18 protein-coding genes and 1 pseudogene are annotated in these 16,544 nt (G+C 63.9%); 12 read left to right on the top strand and 7 right to left on the bottom strand.

The annotated features are described in order from the left end of the window. Positions 1 to 39 precede the first annotated feature (39 nt). On the top strand, positions 40 to 543 hold the full coding sequence (gene rraA / locus ACEN9J_RS37085; protein ID WP_261206512.1) for a ribonuclease E activity regulator RraA: 504 nt from the start codon (positions 40 to 42) through the stop codon (positions 541 to 543). A gap of 421 nt (positions 544 to 964) precedes the next feature. On the opposite strand, the gene ACEN9J_RS37080 is transcribed toward rraA, so the two are convergent. Both ACEN9J_RS37080 and ACEN9J_RS37075 read right to left on the bottom strand, forming a co-directional pair. After that, positions 965 to 1,810: a nucleotidyl transferase AbiEii/AbiGii toxin family protein gene (locus ACEN9J_RS37080; RefSeq protein WP_261206510.1), complete on the bottom strand. Its 846-nt coding sequence runs from the start codon at positions 1,808 to 1,810 to the stop codon at positions 965 to 967. Then, entirely contained in the window at positions 1,807 to 2,418 is a 612-nt protein-coding gene (locus tag ACEN9J_RS37075; RefSeq protein ID WP_057596805.1) for a type IV toxin-antitoxin system AbiEi family antitoxin domain-containing protein, read from the bottom strand. Before ACEN9J_RS37075 ends, ACEN9J_RS37080 begins: the two co-directional genes overlap by 4 nt. A gap of 656 nt (positions 2,419 to 3,074) precedes the next feature. Between ACEN9J_RS37075 and ACEN9J_RS37070 the strand changes: the two genes are divergently transcribed. Next, complete coding sequence (locus tag ACEN9J_RS37070) at positions 3,075 to 3,470, top strand: ATPase (RefSeq protein ID WP_261206508.1); 396 nt, start codon at positions 3,075 to 3,077, stop codon at positions 3,468 to 3,470. A gap of 511 nt (positions 3,471 to 3,981) precedes the next feature. Here ACEN9J_RS37070 and ACEN9J_RS37065 read toward each other — a convergent pair. Both ACEN9J_RS37065 and ACEN9J_RS37060 read right to left on the bottom strand, forming a co-directional pair. Further along, positions 3,982 to 4,311, bottom strand: a complete 330-nt coding sequence (locus tag ACEN9J_RS37065; RefSeq protein WP_057597183.1) for a type II toxin-antitoxin system RelE/ParE family toxin — start codon at positions 4,309 to 4,311, stop codon at positions 3,982 to 3,984. 2 nt (positions 4,312 to 4,313) lie between these two features. Continuing rightward, positions 4,314 to 4,634 (bottom strand): type II toxin-antitoxin system ParD family antitoxin, encoded by a 321-nt coding sequence (locus ACEN9J_RS37060; protein ID WP_064262423.1) that lies wholly within the window; start codon positions 4,632 to 4,634, stop codon positions 4,314 to 4,316. A gap of 380 nt (positions 4,635 to 5,014) precedes the next feature. On the opposite strand from ACEN9J_RS37060, the gene radC reads away from it, so the two are divergent. The 4 genes from radC (at position 5,015) to ACEN9J_RS37040 (ending at position 7,855) form a co-directional block, all read left to right on the top strand. After that, positions 5,015 to 5,659, top strand: a complete 645-nt coding sequence (gene radC / locus ACEN9J_RS37055; protein WP_413764886.1) for a RadC family protein — start codon at positions 5,015 to 5,017, stop codon at positions 5,657 to 5,659. A gap of 1,280 nt (positions 5,660 to 6,939) precedes the next feature. Further along, complete coding sequence (locus tag ACEN9J_RS37050) at positions 6,940 to 7,209, top strand: type II toxin-antitoxin system Phd/YefM family antitoxin (protein ID WP_057607292.1); 270 nt, start codon at positions 6,940 to 6,942, stop codon at positions 7,207 to 7,209. Positions 7,210 to 7,211: 2 nt separating this feature from the next. Next, positions 7,212 to 7,628 (top strand): type II toxin-antitoxin system VapC family toxin, encoded by a 417-nt coding sequence (locus tag ACEN9J_RS37045; RefSeq protein ID WP_082322257.1) that lies wholly within the window; start codon positions 7,212 to 7,214, stop codon positions 7,626 to 7,628. Further along, positions 7,625 to 7,855 (top strand): hypothetical protein, encoded by a 231-nt coding sequence (locus ACEN9J_RS37040; RefSeq protein WP_172705319.1) that lies wholly within the window; start codon positions 7,625 to 7,627, stop codon positions 7,853 to 7,855. Before ACEN9J_RS37045 ends, ACEN9J_RS37040 begins: the two co-directional genes overlap by 4 nt. A gap of 282 nt (positions 7,856 to 8,137) precedes the next feature. Here ACEN9J_RS37040 and ACEN9J_RS37035 read toward each other — a convergent pair whose 3' ends face one another. Continuing rightward, positions 8,138 to 8,458, bottom strand: a complete 321-nt coding sequence (locus tag ACEN9J_RS37035) for a hypothetical protein (protein WP_172705318.1) — start codon at positions 8,456 to 8,458, stop codon at positions 8,138 to 8,140. Between the two features lie 168 nt (positions 8,459 to 8,626). Here ACEN9J_RS37035 and ACEN9J_RS37030 point away from each other — a divergent pair, with 168 nt between their 5' ends. Together ACEN9J_RS37030 and ACEN9J_RS37025 are read left to right on the top strand one after the other, a co-directional pair. Then, positions 8,627 to 8,998 (top strand): hypothetical protein, encoded by a 372-nt coding sequence (locus ACEN9J_RS37030; protein WP_057597185.1) that lies wholly within the window; start codon positions 8,627 to 8,629, stop codon positions 8,996 to 8,998. Next, positions 8,998 to 9,402, top strand: a complete 405-nt coding sequence (locus tag ACEN9J_RS37025) for a hypothetical protein (protein ID WP_413764885.1) — start codon at positions 8,998 to 9,000, stop codon at positions 9,400 to 9,402. The genes ACEN9J_RS37030 and ACEN9J_RS37025 overlap by 1 nt, the downstream gene beginning before the upstream one ends. Here the strand turns inward: ACEN9J_RS37025 and ACEN9J_RS37020 are convergent. Continuing rightward, positions 9,384 to 9,632: pseudogene (locus ACEN9J_RS37020) on the bottom strand (IS5/IS1182 family transposase); the annotation flags it as partial. The gene ACEN9J_RS37025 and the pseudogene ACEN9J_RS37020 overlap by 19 nt on opposite strands. Positions 9,633 to 9,912: 280 nt before the next feature. Between ACEN9J_RS37020 and ACEN9J_RS37015 the strand changes: the two are divergent. From ACEN9J_RS37015 to ACEN9J_RS37000, 4 genes are all read left to right on the top strand, one after another. Next, positions 9,913 to 10,179, top strand: coding sequence for a type II toxin-antitoxin system Phd/YefM family antitoxin (locus tag ACEN9J_RS37015; RefSeq protein WP_413764884.1), 267 nt, complete (start codon positions 9,913 to 9,915; stop codon positions 10,177 to 10,179). Between the two features lie 1,341 nt (positions 10,180 to 11,520). Further along, positions 11,521 to 13,833: a ParB/RepB/Spo0J family partition protein gene (locus tag ACEN9J_RS37010; protein WP_413764883.1), complete on the top strand. Its 2,313-nt coding sequence runs from the start codon at positions 11,521 to 11,523 to the stop codon at positions 13,831 to 13,833. 976 nt (positions 13,834 to 14,809) lie between these two features. Next, on the top strand, positions 14,810 to 15,178 hold the full coding sequence (locus ACEN9J_RS37005) for a DUF2958 domain-containing protein (protein ID WP_203206467.1): 369 nt from the start codon (positions 14,810 to 14,812) through the stop codon (positions 15,176 to 15,178). Between the two features lie 388 nt (positions 15,179 to 15,566). Then, the gene (locus ACEN9J_RS37000) at positions 15,567 to 15,941 is read left to right on the top strand and encodes a hypothetical protein (RefSeq protein WP_172705317.1); all 375 of its coding nucleotides are present in this window, start codon (positions 15,567 to 15,569) and stop codon (positions 15,939 to 15,941) included. Positions 15,942 to 16,021: 80 nt separating this feature from the next. Here the strand turns inward: ACEN9J_RS37000 and ACEN9J_RS36995 are convergent, their stop codons facing one another. Beyond that, the gene (locus tag ACEN9J_RS36995) at positions 16,022 to 16,510 is read right to left on the bottom strand and encodes an Lrp/AsnC family transcriptional regulator (protein ID WP_057597190.1); all 489 of its coding nucleotides are present in this window, start codon (positions 16,508 to 16,510) and stop codon (positions 16,022 to 16,024) included. Between the last annotated feature and the right edge of the window lie 34 nt (positions 16,511 to 16,544).

Below are 16,544 nucleotides of genomic sequence, written 5' to 3'. Positions count from 1 at the left end.
GAGCCCGGCCATCAAGCGAGAGAACGCAAGGATTCGACCATGACATTCGCGACCGCGGATATTTCCGATGACGACCCGCTTGCCTGCGAGCTCTGCGATGCCCCCTTCCGCGATTTCGGACGGCGGCGCACATTCTGGGGTCAGGCGGTGACGCTCAAGGTCCGTGATGACCACCGCGCCGGCGTCCAAGCCTGCCTAGAGCCTGGCCATGGAAGGATTCTGGTCATCGATGGCAGCGGCTCGCGTGCTGTCGCGCTGTTCGGCGGAACCATGGCATCCATCGCCGTGCGAAACGGTTGGGCGGGCGCCATCGTCTTCGGGGCGATCCGCGACGCCGAGGAGATCGCTACCTACGATCTCGGCGTCAAGGCGCTGTGCACGACGCCACGAAGTTCGGCGGTGCAATCTCCCCATGAGCGCGACGTCGCAGTGTCTTTCGGCGACGTCACGATCAAGCCGGGTGCATGGATCTATGCGGACGCTGACGGCGTGCTGGTGCGCCAGACTCGGTACGAACCGCCCGTCGTCGCCTATCAGGTTTGACAGCGCTCAAAAAAGCGCGACGGCAAAAAGCGAATTTGCGCTAGTTCAGCTTCTGAACAACTGCATCCGAGAAAGAGGCTCACGGGCCTCGGATGCTGCTTGCCGGAGTCGAAGGTGCTCGCACAGTGCCGCCTCGTGGATGCGGCGCCCTCGCTCAGGTATTCATGGTTCCAAAGCCTGCGCGATCGCCGCGCCGGCAAGTCTTGCGGTGGACAGCAAGCGGCCATGCAAGGTACTTTATGACGATATGGCAAACTTTGCCATCACGGGGACGTTGTGCATCGCCAGCGCGTTGGGGATGCAGGGCAATCACCGGAGAGCAAGTAGTTTCACAACCTTGGACTCGCAAACTCAACATTGATACGCCTGACCGGGGCAGATCACTCGGACGAGAGAGACACTTTGCCTCCTGGCGGCAGCATCAGAAGATGCCGAGCTTCTGGAATTCTTCGCGCAGCCGTTTCACGACATCCGCCAGGTCCATGGCTTCAAGCCGGTTCTTCTTCAAGAAGGCTGCCCACTGCTTTTGCTTCGTCGTATCGCCAGAAAAGCTGTCGCTCAATCCATCAGGAAGACTGCTGATCATTGCGAACTTCCGGCGTTCGAAGGTGGCGGAAATGGCGTGGTGCAAGTCGGTTGGATCCAGCGTGCCTTCGCTCATCAGTATCCAGAGATCGAAGTAGTCCTTCATCCGGGTATTGGCCATGCCCAGGAGACAGACTGCATGGAACTTCTCGGCCACGACGGTGTACTTCGGGTAGCTGCGCAACTGTGGAGCGGGCAAGTCATCGAGCAGGATTGGATAGCTGATCGCTTCCGCGGCTGGCGTCACCACATCGCCGAAGCCGATATCTACCTGTAGTGCGATGCGCGCGCCGTCCAGTGTCGCTCGCAGGTCGACTCGCACGCCGCCGTAGCCGGCTTCCTTGCGAATGACGACGCCGTGTACCGACGCAGCATCGAAAGCGATCCCATCCTCCACGGCGATCTGGCAGATCTCTCGAAAGGCGTTCACTGCCGATTCCACATCGTCCTGACCGAATCCCAGCAGGTCGGCATCTCGGGTTGGGCGATGGGGCTGGTCGTACCAGAGCGAAAACAGCAGTGCGCCCTTGAGCACGTAGTTGGAGGCGTGCGGTGAGATGGACAAACGATACAGCAGACGCTCCAGGCCATAGTGGGTGAGCGTCAGGTTGAAGTCCCGCTTCCTTGCATCCGCATGTTGCTTCAAGCGGGCGCGTATCGAGGCTGCGATGTTGCGGCTCACGTCGTGACGCTTTCGAGGTAGGGTCGCATCACATTGGATACGCGGTCGATCGTGGCGTAGTGCCAGAGTGCATCGATCGTCACCTTGCGTTGCGTCCAGCCGTCGCGCAGCGCTTCGAGCCCCACGTCAAGGCCGATCTTGTGGCGAAACTTGAAGCAGTCGGTAATGGTCTTGGCCGCGTTGAAGATTGGCACGCTGACACCGTCGATCTGCATGGGTTCGACGCCTTCGGACAGTGCGGGGCCGGACATGCGGATGGCGCGCAAGGCGGGCTGGTCGAGCCTGGGTGTTGGCGAGTTGCGTGGAATCGCGATCCACACTTCGAATGGCGCTTGCGTGCCGATCCCGTGGACGCGCAGCGCTGACAGCAGGCAGACGATGCCCTGCGGCACGCGGAGCGCGACCTCTGCCAGCGAGCGGTGCTCGCTCAGCGGGCGCCCCGGCAGGCTGTAAATACCACGGGCGACCCGCTCGAGCTCGCCAGCGGCGACCAGCCGGCTGAGCGCCATCGTTGGAAGGCCATGCGCTGCCAGATCCCGCGCGCGCAGCAGCGGCCGCTGTTTGGCCAAGGCCAGGACGGCTTGTTCACTTGTCGAGGCAGAGAGCATGCTGGAGTTTGTTGCATTTGCTAGTTACTTGTCAATAAAACAAGAAAAAATCCAACGAGGGCGACCACCCCATCACCCGGGCGGGGTGGGCTGGATCGCAAGTAGCGATCAGGCCCCAAAGCGGAATCGATCGCTGCTATGGGTCTGGTGTGCCCAACCGTGTGCTCGGGAACCAGAACAGTCAAGTGAAAGCTGGTGTTGGTGCGAGTTGCAGAGGCTTTTTGAACCAGCCCCGGCCACCAAATTTCTCATTCCGGATGAGCAAGTCAGCCTGACTCGGACGAATCGGGCTTTTTTGCTTTCCTCTTGTGGGCATCCGGGATGCGCGTGCCACTTGTTGTGTGACTGGCCCGGTTCGCAGCACGGTAGAAGCCGCTGTTGCGGCCAAGTGGCATCGGCCTTGGCGAGTCGGCGCGTGCTCAGCAGCCCGAGTTCGCATCAAGCGCTGCGTCAGGAACCGTTGGAGGGTTGAGGGGTGCAGGGCGAGTGTGTGCGGTCTTGCTGGCACCTTCACCGTAGCACGGCGTTCTCGCCGTCAAGGGCTGCGCGCCGCTGTGCGGCGCTGGCGGCCTGCGGCCGTCCTGGACCCCTGACCGCTGCGCTGCGCCGTGCAGGCCACGGTTTCGGGCAATCCCGCCCGACAACCGGAGATCATCATGAATGAGAAATCGCACGTGTCGATGGAGCAGCATGTCTGCCTGGTGTGCGGCGTCAGTTTCGAAACCGGCAACCTGCTGCTCGATCGACGTTTGCGCGCGAGCATGGGGCGTCACACGCTGACTGGCTGGGGTCTGTGCGCCGAGCATCGCAAGATGTTCGACGAGGGGTTCGTGGCCTTGGTCGAATGCGATCCGCAACGCAGCGGGGCTGCGTCGGTCCAAGGCAATCTCCGTCCGGAGCAGGCGTATCGCACCGGTCAGATCGCGCACCTGAAGCGCGAAGTGTTCGATCGGCTGTTCGACGTCCGGCTGGCGGCTGACAAGCCTTGCGTGTTCGTGGAGCCTGGGTTGATCGAGCAGCTGCAGGCCATGGTCGGGCCCCAGGCCGACTGAAGCGCCGTCGGCGCTCGGAAGCGCATCGACGCGCATGGATGCGTCAGGCGCTTCCTCAGGGTCGCAACGCGACCCTCGTGCGCGGGGCGTGAGCGTTGCTCACGTGCCGTGCACCTGGGGGCGTGGCCGGAACGAGCGCTTGCACGCTGCGCCACGCCATGGTGTGGCAGCTTGATTGACGCATGTCCCGGTGCTTTGCAGCGCATGACGACGGTGGGGCGCAGGCGACCGCGACCGTGAGCGCAATGCTTTGAACCCCTTCGTTGGCGTTGGGGAGGCTGGGGAGGGCTTGCCTGTGAGCCCTGAGGCTACCCCATCGTTCTCGCGTTCAAGGCCCTGCGCGCGCATCCTGAGGCATGCGGCGGTTGGTCGAAGAAAACTGTCTTGTCGCCTTGATCAACACGGCAAGTCCATCTCGGCCCAGACTGTTCCGCTTTTCGAAGGAGATTCGGACGTCAAACGCCCCACCGATCCAAGAAGCTGACAAGGTTCCCTGGGCGACCTCATCGAATCACAGGTGGTCAATCAGCGCGGCGACATAGTTGGTGCGTGTGTGCGGCACGTCCACCACATCCACCAAGTTCGGGTGCCGGAAATAGATGATCAGGTAGGGGTACTTGGGCAGTCCCCATGAACGTAGGCCAGGCATCCCGAGTTCGGTCTCGAGCCGTGGCGAGCCGGCATCAGGGTTGCGTCTGATGAGTTCGTAGGCCTTCTGCAACTCATCCACGAAACCCCTGGCCGCGTTCGGAGCCCGCATGGTGACGGCGTAGTACCGAATCACGGCGGCAATCTGCGCGCTGGCGCGAGGACGGACAAGAAACCTCTTGGCGCCTTTCAAGCTCAATCCGCCTTCTTCTTCCTGCCAGTTTTGGAGGCAGCCTCCCCGGTCCTGCGCCTTGCGGACGCCGCTGGCTGACTCGTCTGTGTCGATTCGGCCTGTGCGATCTCGTCGCGCAGTGCGTCGAAGTGGGCTGGTGTCCATTCCACGGAGGGCCCGGATTCAAGGCTGGAAAGAATGACAGCCCGAAATTGCTCGCGTGCCAAGTCGCGGCGGATCAGGTCTCGCATGTATTCGCTCGCATTGCCATAACGGCGCTCCGCGACCTGTGCATCGACGAATGCCTTCATCTCTTCCGGAAGTGAAATGTTCATCGTCGTCATGCAAGGTACTCTATAACAACATGGCAAACTTTGCCATAACGTGGACATTCCAACGATGAGCGTCTTGCGTGACCTGCGCAAGCCTTGGTTTGACGGCGTGCCCACTGGACTCAGGATGGCCCATGGGCGATGTGGTCGATGGCGTCCCGCAACGGCCTCTCCCTGCAGAAGAGGACACCTTGGTGATCGTCGTGGAGGGTGTGGAGGGCTTGCCTGTGAGCCCTGAGGCTACCCCATCGTTCTCGCGTTCAAGGCCCTGCGCGCGCTTCGCGTGCTCGGCGCGTGCCGCGCGCCTGCGGCGGCCTTGAGCACTGCGCTGCGACGGGGTGGCGGGGTCTCGCAGGCAATCCCGCCTGTGTCATCCACAGGAGTTCATCCTCATGAACACACCCGCTTCCTTTGCATCCGCTGGTGCGAAATCATCCGAATCCTTGTCGTCGTCTTCGATGGCCGCATACCCCGAGTGCGAGGTGCTCGAGGCCTTGCATGCGCTGCTTGGCGCTGATGCAGGGCTTCTCTACGAGGCGCATGGGCGCTCGCTGCATCGGCTGGTGGGTGCCGCGCGGGATGCATCACTGCCGGGGTGCGAACCGTTGCTGTGCGGTCTTCGCCTGGCGCGTGCGCTGCTTGTCGAGGAGATGCTGCCGGGCGAGACCTTCGGTTCGCCGAAGGCGGTAGCGGACTATCTGAAGCTGCACTTCGCAGGGCAGGGGCACGAAAGCTTCGCGGTGCTGTTTCTGAATGCGCAGCATGGGCTGATCGCGTTCGAGGACCTGTTTCGCGGCACGCTCACGCAGACCAGCGTCTATCCGCGCGAGGTGCTGCGTCGTGCGCTGCGGTACAACGCCGCGGCCGTCATCCTGGCGCACAACCATCCATCGGGCATGGTAGAGCCGTCACGAGCGGACCTGGCGTTGACGGCGGCGCTGAAGGACGCGCTGGCGTTCATCGATGTGCGGGTGCTGGATCACGTCGTCGTCGCTGGAAGTCGCACGGTGTCCATGGCCGAGCGTGGCCTCGTCTGAACGAGGCCGGGGCGCTGCGCGCCCCATTCTTTGAGACTGCGCCGCTGCAGCGGTTACGCGCTTCGAGCCCGGCGGACGGATGAAAGGCAAGCCTCGATGCTTTCGGTGGGCGGACGCCGTAGCGTCGCGCACGGCCTTGCCGTTCGGCGCTCGGTGAGCGCAGCGCGTCGCCATACACAACAGCATCCAGCTCCAGCGCTTGGCCGGCGCCTCGAGACATGTCACTGGATTGCGCAGCACGCGTGCTGCGAGTCGGAAGTCTTCTCTCGTGAAGGCAAGGCGTCATCGAACGAGAAAGGGATGTCGTGCTACGCAGCGTGAGCGCGATGGAGGATGGCGAACCCCTTTGTGCGTTTCAGGGACTGCGCCAGCGCGCAGGCAAGTCACGACTTGACCCCGCCGGTCGGCCCGGTGATCAGCACGCTGTGTCTGGAGTCGATCCAGTCGCCCAGCGTCAGGCTCATCACGGCCTGGCGGTCGACGCCGCGGCCGGCGCGAGCGCCCCCGTCATCAATGGCTGCTCGCCAAGATTGATACCACGGCCAAGATGCACACCAGAGCCCAGGTTCGTGACGTGGCTGAGGGGCCCGCGAATTCAGAAACACCTTCCTGCACTTTAGGCGAACGCATTTCCACGAATAGACGCCGTTTTCTCCAGTTACGCGGAAAAACCGCTTGATGGCTATCGCCGTTAGCAAGCAAACGGCTGTGTCTTGACATTTGTGGCTTCGGTAGCTACATTTACTGTTTGGCGACCGCGGTCCCGTAGCATCGCTCGATTTGGTCAAGGGCAGTCATGAGTCTGCGCGAGGAATACGACATCGAGATGCCGGTCTGGCGCAGGTCGCTGCGGCTTGCCGGCGGGAGTTGGGGCACATCTTCAACGACGGGCTACCAGGAGCGCTGGGCGCAGCGTCGCGCCACCGCGCGATCACTGGATCATGGAGCTCGACGGCTGGACTAATCTAAAAACCGGCGAGAACTGGCGAGCAGGGAAGGCGTCTAACTTTTCAGCCTGGACCCTTCGGGAGAAGCTCGCTGAGGTGCGAGCCCGGGCCGGCGATGTCTACAACTTTTACGTCAAGCTGCAGACTCGATCGGCGCGTGGGCGTGCCTTTTGGCTGGTATTTCTGCATGCTCGATGGCGACCGCGTTCATGCTGAATCGGGTGAGCACGCGCTGTAGGCGGCCGAAGACGTTCGGACCCTGCTGCAGGAATGCGACTATCAGGTGTTGAAGACCTGGAAACAGTGGCCCCATAGGTTTCAGGAGAGATGGACATGAATGCCCCCCACGTGATCACGAGCCGCGAGTTCGGCCACAACGTCAGCAGCGCGAAGCACCTGGCCAAGGAAGGTCCGCTCTTTATCACCGACCACGGCGAACCTGCCTTCGTGCTCCTCAACATCGGCGACTATCGAGCGCTCTCCCGAGGCGACGGCGATAGTACGGTGTCGCTGCTCGAGCTGATGGACAGCATGCCCGATACGTCGGAAGTCGAAGACTTCGAGATCACTCCGACGGCCATCCAGCTGCGCCCGGAGGTCTAAGGGTGTACCTGCTCGACTCCAATGTGCTGGCCGAACTGCGTCCAGGAAAGCTCGGCCAATCAGAAGAGGTCCGGCGCTGGGCTGGAACAGTTCCACAGAATCAGTTTTTCCTTTCGGCCATCACCATTCTCGAACAGGAGGAAGGCATCGTGCGCCTGGAGCGCCGTTCACCGCCCCAGGGACAAGCGCTGCGTCGGTGGGCCACGGCCGTCCATAAGGCATTCGCTGGGCGGATCCTAGCTTTTGGCGAGCGTGAGGCGCTGTTGTGCGCGCCCATGCATGTCCCCGATCCAAGAGCTCGACGCGATTCGATGATCGCCGCCACTGCGCTTTCGCACGGTTTCACTGTGGTCACCCGCAACACCAGCGATTTCGTCAGCATCCGAGGGCTGAAAGTGTTGGACCCCTGGAACGCATGAAGCTCAATCAAGGATTTCGCCATACCTTGCAAGTCGCTGCGCGTAAAGCATTTCGCATTCATTTGAGTGATCGCACGGGAGGTGGACCCGCTCAAGAGCTGAGAATCTACTTGGGCCAGGAAAGCCAGAGCATCGACGCGCGCAAGGTCCCCACGGCCATTGCATGGATCTTCAGTGAATTTGCAGTTCTGCCCCGCGGCAAGCTCGCTGCGGCCACGCGCGCCTAGCGGCGCGATCTGTTTGGATGTTGTTTTATGGGAGCGCAGATATCTCGAGAGTGCCGACCAGCCGTTGCCGCCCGGAAACGACGGTCTGAAGCCCGACCATCTGGGTGGTGCAGGTTGAGCGCAACGTCTTGGGTTGAGCGCCAGCGTTGCTGTCGCTGAGCCGATGGAAGGTGTGCGCATGCGTCGGTGTGCAGCCCTGGGCGGAGATCGCGCTTCGCGCGGTGCATTGTTTGCGCGAAGCATTGCTCGCCTGAAGCGAGCCCCTTGGGATTGGCGTGGTCCTCAACAGGTCAGAGCAGGATTCAACAGTTCGATGCCAGCACCCGTGCACTTGATCCAGGGGCCACCAGGATGCCCCTTGCCATCCCAGGCGGCCAGTGCTTGGCGCGCCTCGTGTGCATGTTCGTAGCAGTAGCGACGGCGATAGCCGACCGGGTCTACGCCGACGACCACGGCGGAGGTGAAGTTGAATCGGCGAATGCCGCATAACTGGCCTTCGCGCTCGCATATGTCCGTGTAGCCGTCCGCTGCCAGCGCAGGCATCCACGGGTGGTTGGCGAGCTGCGAGGTGATGGGCGAGGACGGCTTGGTGCGCATGGTCATCGGGGGATTGTGGCTCCCTGGTGCGAAGTTGGGCTGGCGCGACTGCGGAAGTTCGGATGGCGCGATGGGGGTGGTGCTCGATCGCTCCTGATCCACCGGTGAGGTATGGTCGGCGGTGTTTTCCGAAGTCCATCAAATGGGTAAAACTCCGGTTTCGAAGGATCTTCCATGGCTGCCATTTCCGCGACCGTCGGCTCCTCCGACATCGAGCGCTTGGCGCGCGATCTGCCGTCGTTTTCTGCGACGAAGCTGGCTTCGGGCATGCAGGCGGTCGCCAGCACGGTGATGGCGCGCGGCGCGGTGGTGATCACGCGCCACGAGAAGCCCGCCATGGTGCTGATGTCGGTGGAGCGCTACCTGCAGATGGAGCCGGACCTCGAGGCCCTCACGCACCGTTTTGACGATATGTTTGCGCGCATGCAGGGCGAGGCGGCTGCACGCGCGATGGACGATGCATTTGCCATGGATTCTTCGGCGCTGGGTGAGGCGGCGGTCGTTGCGGCTGCGGCTACCCCGGCCGCGCCTGCTACGCGCGGCTGATGCCGGCAAGGATTTTTGTGCTGGCCGGCGTCAACGGCGCCGGCACGAGCAGTGTGGGCGGCGCCGCGTTGCTCCAGAAAAAGGTCGACTACTTCAACCCCGACCTGGCAGCCCGCGTGGTGCTGGATGCCAATCCGGGCCTGACGGCCGAGGAGGCCAACGCCCGGGCCTGGGAGTTCGGACGCAAGGGTCTGGAGCGAGCCCTGGCGCAGGGACGCAACTTTGCCTTCGAGACAACCCTGGGCGCGAGGACGATCCCTCAGATGCTCGCCGACGGTGCGCGCCAGGGCGCCCAGGTTCGTCTTTGGTACGCTGGACTGGCCTCGCCCGAACTTCATGTTGCGCGCGTGCGGTGGCGGGTCGCCGCCGGTGGCCATGACATCCCCTCATCGCTGAGGTTGTAGGCATGCTTGAGGTATATCAGGTTGGCCCCTCAGACGCAGGGGGAGTCGCGGGCGCCCGGCGGCGGCAGCACCTGCGCTGGCGACCCGCACGCTGGGGCCAGACAGTTCGCCCTGCGCAACGGTCCGGCCTTCGCATACCTGGCGGGCAAACTCCGGTACCAGCGCGGTCTCCATCTGCGCCCAGGGCAACTGGCTGGCCAGCATCACCAGCGGTGGCGTGCATCAATCATCTCGGCCGGCGGCTGCCGGAAGAAATCGGCCAGGAATCACATCGTGGTGCGTTAGTTGTCAGGGGATCTCACACCAAACTGCAGCACCCAGTGCTCATGTGGGGTGGCAGGGTTTTGCATGTCCGACTGGCTACCTGCCCTGCCGTGGGCGACGCGCTTTGACTTCGTTCAAAAAAGCGCGCTGTCTGCGGGAGCTTCCTATCACCAAGCGACTACCCCTTGGAGGGAACTTGACGCTTTACGTAATTCACGAAAATGGTGCTTCTACGGAGATTTCCTCATGATCACTGTTTCCGCAAGCGAGTTCGCGAAGAATTTCGGCCACTACCGCGAGATGGTTCAAGCTGAATCTGTGGCAGTCACTAGCCATAACCGCGTGACTGGGTACTTTATTTCGAGAAAGGAGTTCGACGACTTCGAACGCCTGAAGGCCCGCGCGACAAAGTCATATGAGGTCCAAGACCTGCCAGCTGAGGCGATTCAAGCGCTATCAAGGAGCGCTATGGATTCGAGTCACGATGCCTTGAACGCACTGCTGCGCGACTAAGTGCATGACTTTTCCGAAACCCGAGGTAGGTCTCGTCGTCTCGTTTGCCTACTTGTGGAATCACGAAGAAAAAAAAGGGCAGACGGAGGGAGTTAAGAATCGACCTTGCGTCATCATCACAGCCGTCGAAGAAGTCGAAAATCGAGTCGTCGTCACTGTTTCTCCGATCACGCATTCACCCCCAGAAAGTGCAAACCTCGGCGTCGAAATGCCACCCCCTTGAGCAATACGATAAGGCCTTGCGGTTTGAGATCCATTTTGTATGGCATTCGCTATTCGCGAATAGCGAATAGCGCTGATAGGCTTGCCTTTGGCAAGTGATAGACGCCTGAACGTCAAAACGTCAAAACGTCAAAACGTCAGCGAAGCCTTGCCCGACCGTCCAGAGCCCCGAACCACGATGGCTTCAAGGGTACAGCCGGTACATGCTCCGACAGTCCTCGGTCGCGGCCTCGTTGGAAGATCTCATGTAGTCGCTCCGCCGGTAGACCGGGCCCAGGCACCTTGCGTTCGACGGTGTCCCAGCCGATAAAAGGTACCGCGCAGGCTGTCGATCTTTAAATAGCTCAAGCTCAGCAACTGCAACTGCAACTGCAACTGCAACTGCAACTGCCAACAGCAGGCGGGTTCTTGCTTCTCCCTTTTGAGGCGCCGACATGTGGGTTGGCTAGTTTGCGCCTGCGCTGGGCGTGTGTGTCGCGATGTCGTGTGTGCCATGTTGTGCCGGCGTTCGGCGGACAAAGCGCTCGCGGGTTGCTGGCGCCGGATGCGATCGGTATTGCAGCGAGAACGCCGGCGCCATGGGTGAAGTCATGCAGGGCGCCCCAGCGGCTTCGCTGCTGTCGGGCTGCTCCAGGTTCGCGCCTTTGCGCTCATCCCCTGCGGGGACGGCTTGCAGCCGCCTTGCGCATCCCTGGCGCGGGGCCTGCGGCCCCTGACATCCTCGATCAGACCTGTCTGCGGCAGGTGGGGGCGCTCGCCGCGCGGCGGTTCCGGTGCGCCTCGGCCCGGCGTCTGGGGGCTGCCGTCTTCCTGAGTGCTTCACCTTCTCGGCGACCGTGCACCCGCGCGACCGGGCGACCGGCTGCGCCTGCAAGGGGGTGTTCATAACGCTGCGCGTTACGAATGCTTCCCCCTTGCTCTCCCGTCCGAGCGTGCGCGCTGTGTCACCGGGCGAAGAACTCAGGAAGACGGCGGCCAGGCTCGGCAGCTCGGCCGATGCGATGCGGAACCCTTTCACGAGGGGCTCTGAATCTAGGAATCCGGCAGGGCTTCGTCCATGCACCCATCCATCCATTCATTCACTGATTCGCGCACTGAAGCGATCGAAAGGAAACGCACATGACTGCCAGAGCGACTGCACGGACCCCTGCGGATACCACTGCGAGCACAGCCACCGTCCGGGCCAAGGTGGCGCCCGCCGCTGCCAGCGATGGTGCCGCCACGAAGACGCCGCGGGTCGAAAGGCCCAAGCACGCCGGCGACACGACCCAGGCGCAGCCTTCGAAGGCTGCCCCGCCGCAAAATCCCACCCACGAGAAACCGGTTGCGAACGAGTCCGGTGCCATTGCCGCCGCGCCGGCGCGCGACATCGACGTGCCGCTGCATCAACTCGTGCTCGACGACGCCAATGTCCGCAAGGTCCGCAGCGCGGGTGGCGTGGAGGAACTCGCCGCGCTCATCGATGCGCAGGGCCTGTTGCATCGCCTTGCCGTGGTCGCCCTGGCCGATGGTCGGTTCGGCGTCATCGCCGGGGGGCGGCGTCTGCTGGCACTGCGCAAGCTCGCCAACGACGGGCGATGGTCGGCCGCCCGGCCCGTCGAGTGCCGGCTGTACGACAGCGCGCAAGCGGTGGAGATTTCGCTGGCGGAGAACTCGGGGCGCGAAGCGATGCACCCAGCCGACGAGGCCGAGGCCTTTCTGGCGCGGGTCGAAGCGGGGCAGAGCGTGGCCCAGATCGCTGTACGCTTCGGCGTGGCACCGCTGACCGTCGAGCGCCGTCTCAAGCTCGCCCGGCTTGCGCCACGCTTCCTCGCGATGTACCGGGAAGGGAGCATCGAGTCGGACATCCTGCATGCGCTGGCACTGACTGACAACCACAAGGCCCAGGAGGCCGTGTGGGACGGCCTGCCCACGTATCGCCGGGACGCCTGGACCATCCGACGCCTCCTGACCGAAGGCGCGGCCACCGCGGAAAGCCATCTCGCGCGCTTCGTGGGTGTCGAGACCTATGAGGCACGCGGTGGCAAGGTCCGGCGCGACCTGTTCGCCGACGACGATGCCGGCCGCTCGGGCATCTATCTGGAGGCACCGGGGCTGCTGCGTCAGCTCGCCACGGAGAAGCTGCAGGCGGCCGCCGAAGAGGTGCGCGCCGAGGGCTGGGCATGGGTCGAAGGCTTGATCGATGCAGATCGGCTGGCTTTGCGCGCCTATGGGCAGCAGGCGCCGTCCGAACGTGCACCCAGCGACGCGGAGGCTGGCATGTTGGCCGCGCTGGAGACCGAGCGCGAGCGGCTCGACGCGGCCTACGGTCAGAACGAGGCGAAGTCACTGCAGTTCGATGGCGATGGCGATGGCGACGACGCCTACGAGGCCGAGGAAGTGCGGCTGTCGGGTCTGTTGAGTGACCTCGACGACCGGATCGATGCGGCGCGCGCCTCGCTGCGGGTCTGGACGCCCGAGCAGATGGGACGGTGTGGTGCGATGCTGCGCATCGACAGCGACGGAACGCTCGTCGTGCATCGTGGGCTGCTGCGGCGCGAGCCCGCCCATGATGGAGCCTGCGGCGCTGGCACCGAAGACGGCGAAGGGTTGGTCAGCAGGGCAGGGCGGGGCAGCGAGAGCGATGAGGCGGCCGAGGCCGGCAAACGGCGTGCCGTCTTCAGCGAGAAGCTGATGCGCGACCTCACGGCCCATCGCACCGCCGCCTTGCAGGCCGCGCTCACGCAGGACGTCGACGTGGCACTCGCGACGCTGGTGCACCGCATGGTCGAGACGGTGTTCGATCTCTATGACCGGGGCAATGACATCGTGAGGGTGACGGTGCGCCCAACAGGAGATCTCGCGCTCGCCGAGCATGCGAGCGACTACGTCCATACACCCGCCGCCGCGCTGCTGGAGCGCGCCGCGAGCGATTGGAGCGAGCGCCTGCCTCGTGATCCGGCCGCGACCTTCCGATGGCTGCTTTCGCAGGAGCGTCAGACCTTGCTGCAGCTGCTGGCCTATTGCACGGCGCGCAGCATCGATGCGATCCAGGGCCGTGAACGCCGGCGCAACCAGAGCGATGCAATCGCCGAGGCGCTCGGCCTGGAGATGGCCGACTGGTGGACGCCAAGTGCTGCGAACTACCTGCACAGCGTGAGCAAGGCCAAGGCGGTAGAGGCGGTAAGGGAAGCCAGTGGCGTCGATTGCACCAAGGAAGTCGCTGCCATGAAGAAGTCCGAGGCCGCGGACTATTGCGCAGCCAAGCTCGAAGGCACGCGTTGGCTGCCTGTTCCGTTGCGGCCGCTGGTTGCCGGTATCTCGTGCGCCTGCGAGGACGCCCAAGCCGAGCGGGAGAAGAACGATGGGGCAGAAGAAGCCCTGAACCGGGCTGGGCCGGATGGCGATCCGGTCTCGGACGCTGGTCGTGACCAACCGGACCATGAGGCCTAGCCGGCTGGATTGATACCGAGCATCCAGCCTGCGCAGAGCAGGCCTGAGCCTGTCGCCCGCGAATGTGCGGGCGGCGGGCTATTTTTTGCCTGAACTCGTGCTTTGATGTATGACGGACCGCGCGGATGCATGACCTCGCGAACAACGAGCGATGGCATGTCGCTGCAGCAATCCGCTTCCACTGGCATCGTGCGCAGGGGCGGTGGCTGGTTTTTTTTAGGGGGTGGCCAGCGCGCTGTGCGCGGGTTACTGGTCAGCGCGGGCTCTGGGCCCGCGGGTCTTGTTGTGTGGAGCGCACGGCTCGCTGCGCCTCGTGCTGGCAGGGCACGAAATGGCGTGGGGGAGGGCGTATCGCGGTGGCGCGTTTTTTTTGGGCGGTGGCCAGCGCGCTGTGCGCGGGTCGCTGGTCAGCGCGGGCTTCGGGCCCGCGGGCCGTGTTGTGTGGAGCGCACGACTCGCTTCGCCTCGTGCTGGCAGGGGGCGGGTGGCGTGGGGGAGGGCGTGTCGCGGTGGCTGGGTCTTTTTTTGGGGGGGCGGTGGCCAGCGCCCTGTGCGCGGGTCGCTGGTTAGCGCGGGCTTGGGCCCGCGGGTCTTGTTGTGTGGAGCGCACGACTCGCTTCGCCTCGTGCTGGCAGGGGGCGGGTGGCGTGGGGGAGGGCGTGTCGCGGTGGCCGGGTCTTTTTTTGGGGGGGCGGTGGCCAGCGCGCTGTGCGCGGGTTGCTGGCCAGCGCGGGCTTGGGCCCGCGGGTCTTGTTGTGTGGAGCGCACGACTCGCTGCACCTCGTGCTGGCAGGGGCGCGAGGTGGCGTGACGGGGCTGGCTCGCGTGACCTTCAGCGTGCCACGCCGTTCTCGCTGTCAAGGCCTGCGCGCGCTCTGCGCGCTGGCGGCCTGCGGCCGTCTTCGAGCCTTGACCGCTGCGCTTCGGCGTGACCGTGACGGTCCTGGGCAATCCCGCCCTTTTCTTGGAGCGTCACATGACTTTCTCGTACTTCTTTTTGAGCGACGAACAGGTTCGGCGACTTGTCGCGAATGGCCGCGCATCGCGCGAATTTGAGGCGCGCGACGAACTTTTCGATCCGTCACCGGTGGTCAAGCTCTTCACGCCGGATGCCGGCGCGACGTGGTTGCTGAGTGAGATCGATCCCGACGATCCGACGATCGCCTTCGGTCTGTGCGATTTGGGGCAGGGCTATCCCGAATTGGGATGCGTGAGTCTTGACACGCTGGCTTGCCTGAGGGGGCCGTTGCGCTTGCCGATCGAGCAGGACGTGGGATTCCAGGCGACGCGACCGCTCAGTGCCTATGCAGTCGCGGCACGCTTGGCGGGCCGGATCGAGGCCTGAGCGGTCGGCCTGTGCCGGCAGCTGCGCTGCCGGCATTTGTTTGTGCTTCTTTCCTTCTTTTGTTCTTTTTCCTTCTCTCGTTGTGCGGGGCGCTGCCTCTTGCGCTTTTGGAAGGACGGTCTGAGGGGTGCTCACCGGGGTGTCCGGGGCGGCGCTCAGGTCGCTGCCGGGTGTCAAGCCGTTCCCGGGACCGCCTCTTTCCGACGCCTGGCTGCGGGCCTTGCGGCCGCCAGGGTGCGGCTGCGCCCCCGGCCTCACCCGGTCCCTGCGCTTTGCTGCGGGCTGCGGCTTGCGGGCGGGCCCTGGCGCCCGCGCGGTCCTCGCCGTCATGGCGTCGAGGCGGCTCCGCGGGAGCCGGCCCGTCACCTCACAGAAAGGCAGACTCCCCATGGACAGCTCCGATCCTCGTACGCCATTCTTCCCTCCCCCCGCCGTCGCAGGCGGCGCGCCTGGTGCCGGCGGTCCGCGCGAACCACAGGCTTCGATCGTGTGGCGCTATGCCCTCAGCGTTGATCGTCGCTGGGCCCTGGTTTTCGATGCGCAGGGGCGCAATCTTGGGGAAGTTCACCGTCCCGCCCTGGCCGCGGGGCCTGATGGCCGGCTTCTCACCTTCGAGCAAGTCGTGCGTCTGATGTGTGCGGCGCCGCGCATGCGCACGTTGCTGCAGGAGATCGTTGCATCTGGTGGCGCCGACGTGCCCGCGTCCCGTGCGCAAGATGGGTGCTTGGCGCGTGCCCGCGCGCTCCTGGCGGAGCTGGGGTAGCTGTCTCGCCGACGCGGCCGCCCTTGTCATTGGCTGGCGGCGGCGGCGGGGCCATGCGATCGTATGCGGTCTCTTTTTGCTCAGGGAATCACGATCGATGTGTCGGTCTTCACGCGATCGAGTGCCACGAGCGAGCGAAAACTCTTGACGGCCTCGTTCTGCGCAAACAAGCGCCGCGTGAGACCTTCGTAACTGCGCATGTTGGGCGCGACGATGATGAGCACGCAACTGACGCCACCCGTCACGTAAAAGCATTGTTGGACTTCGGGAGTGTCCCGAAAAAGCGCTTTGGCGCGATCCACCGTCGACGCTCGCTCGTCGACGAGTTGTACCTCGACGATGGAGGTGATGGTGGCCGACACCGCCTCCGGGTCGACGATCGCCACGTTTTTCATGATCACGCCCGCCGCCTCCATGGCCGCGATGCGCCGTTGAACGGCTGCCGCGGACAGATGGACCTCCTCGGCGATCACCCGCTGTGGTGTCTTGTTGTCACGTTGCAGGATGCGAAGGATCTCGCGGTCCTGGCGATCGAGCGCGAATTCGGTGGCCGGGGGCTTGGGTGCCATGTCGAGTGAAAAGTGCGTCCGGGTGGTGATTTTC

Origin of the sequence: Variovorax sp. Varisp41, from assembly GCF_047325085.1 — a bacterium.
Lineage (GTDB): Bacteria > Pseudomonadota > Gammaproteobacteria > Burkholderiales > Burkholderiaceae_C > Variovorax.
This window is presented reverse-complemented; position numbering and strand designations above follow the sequence as displayed.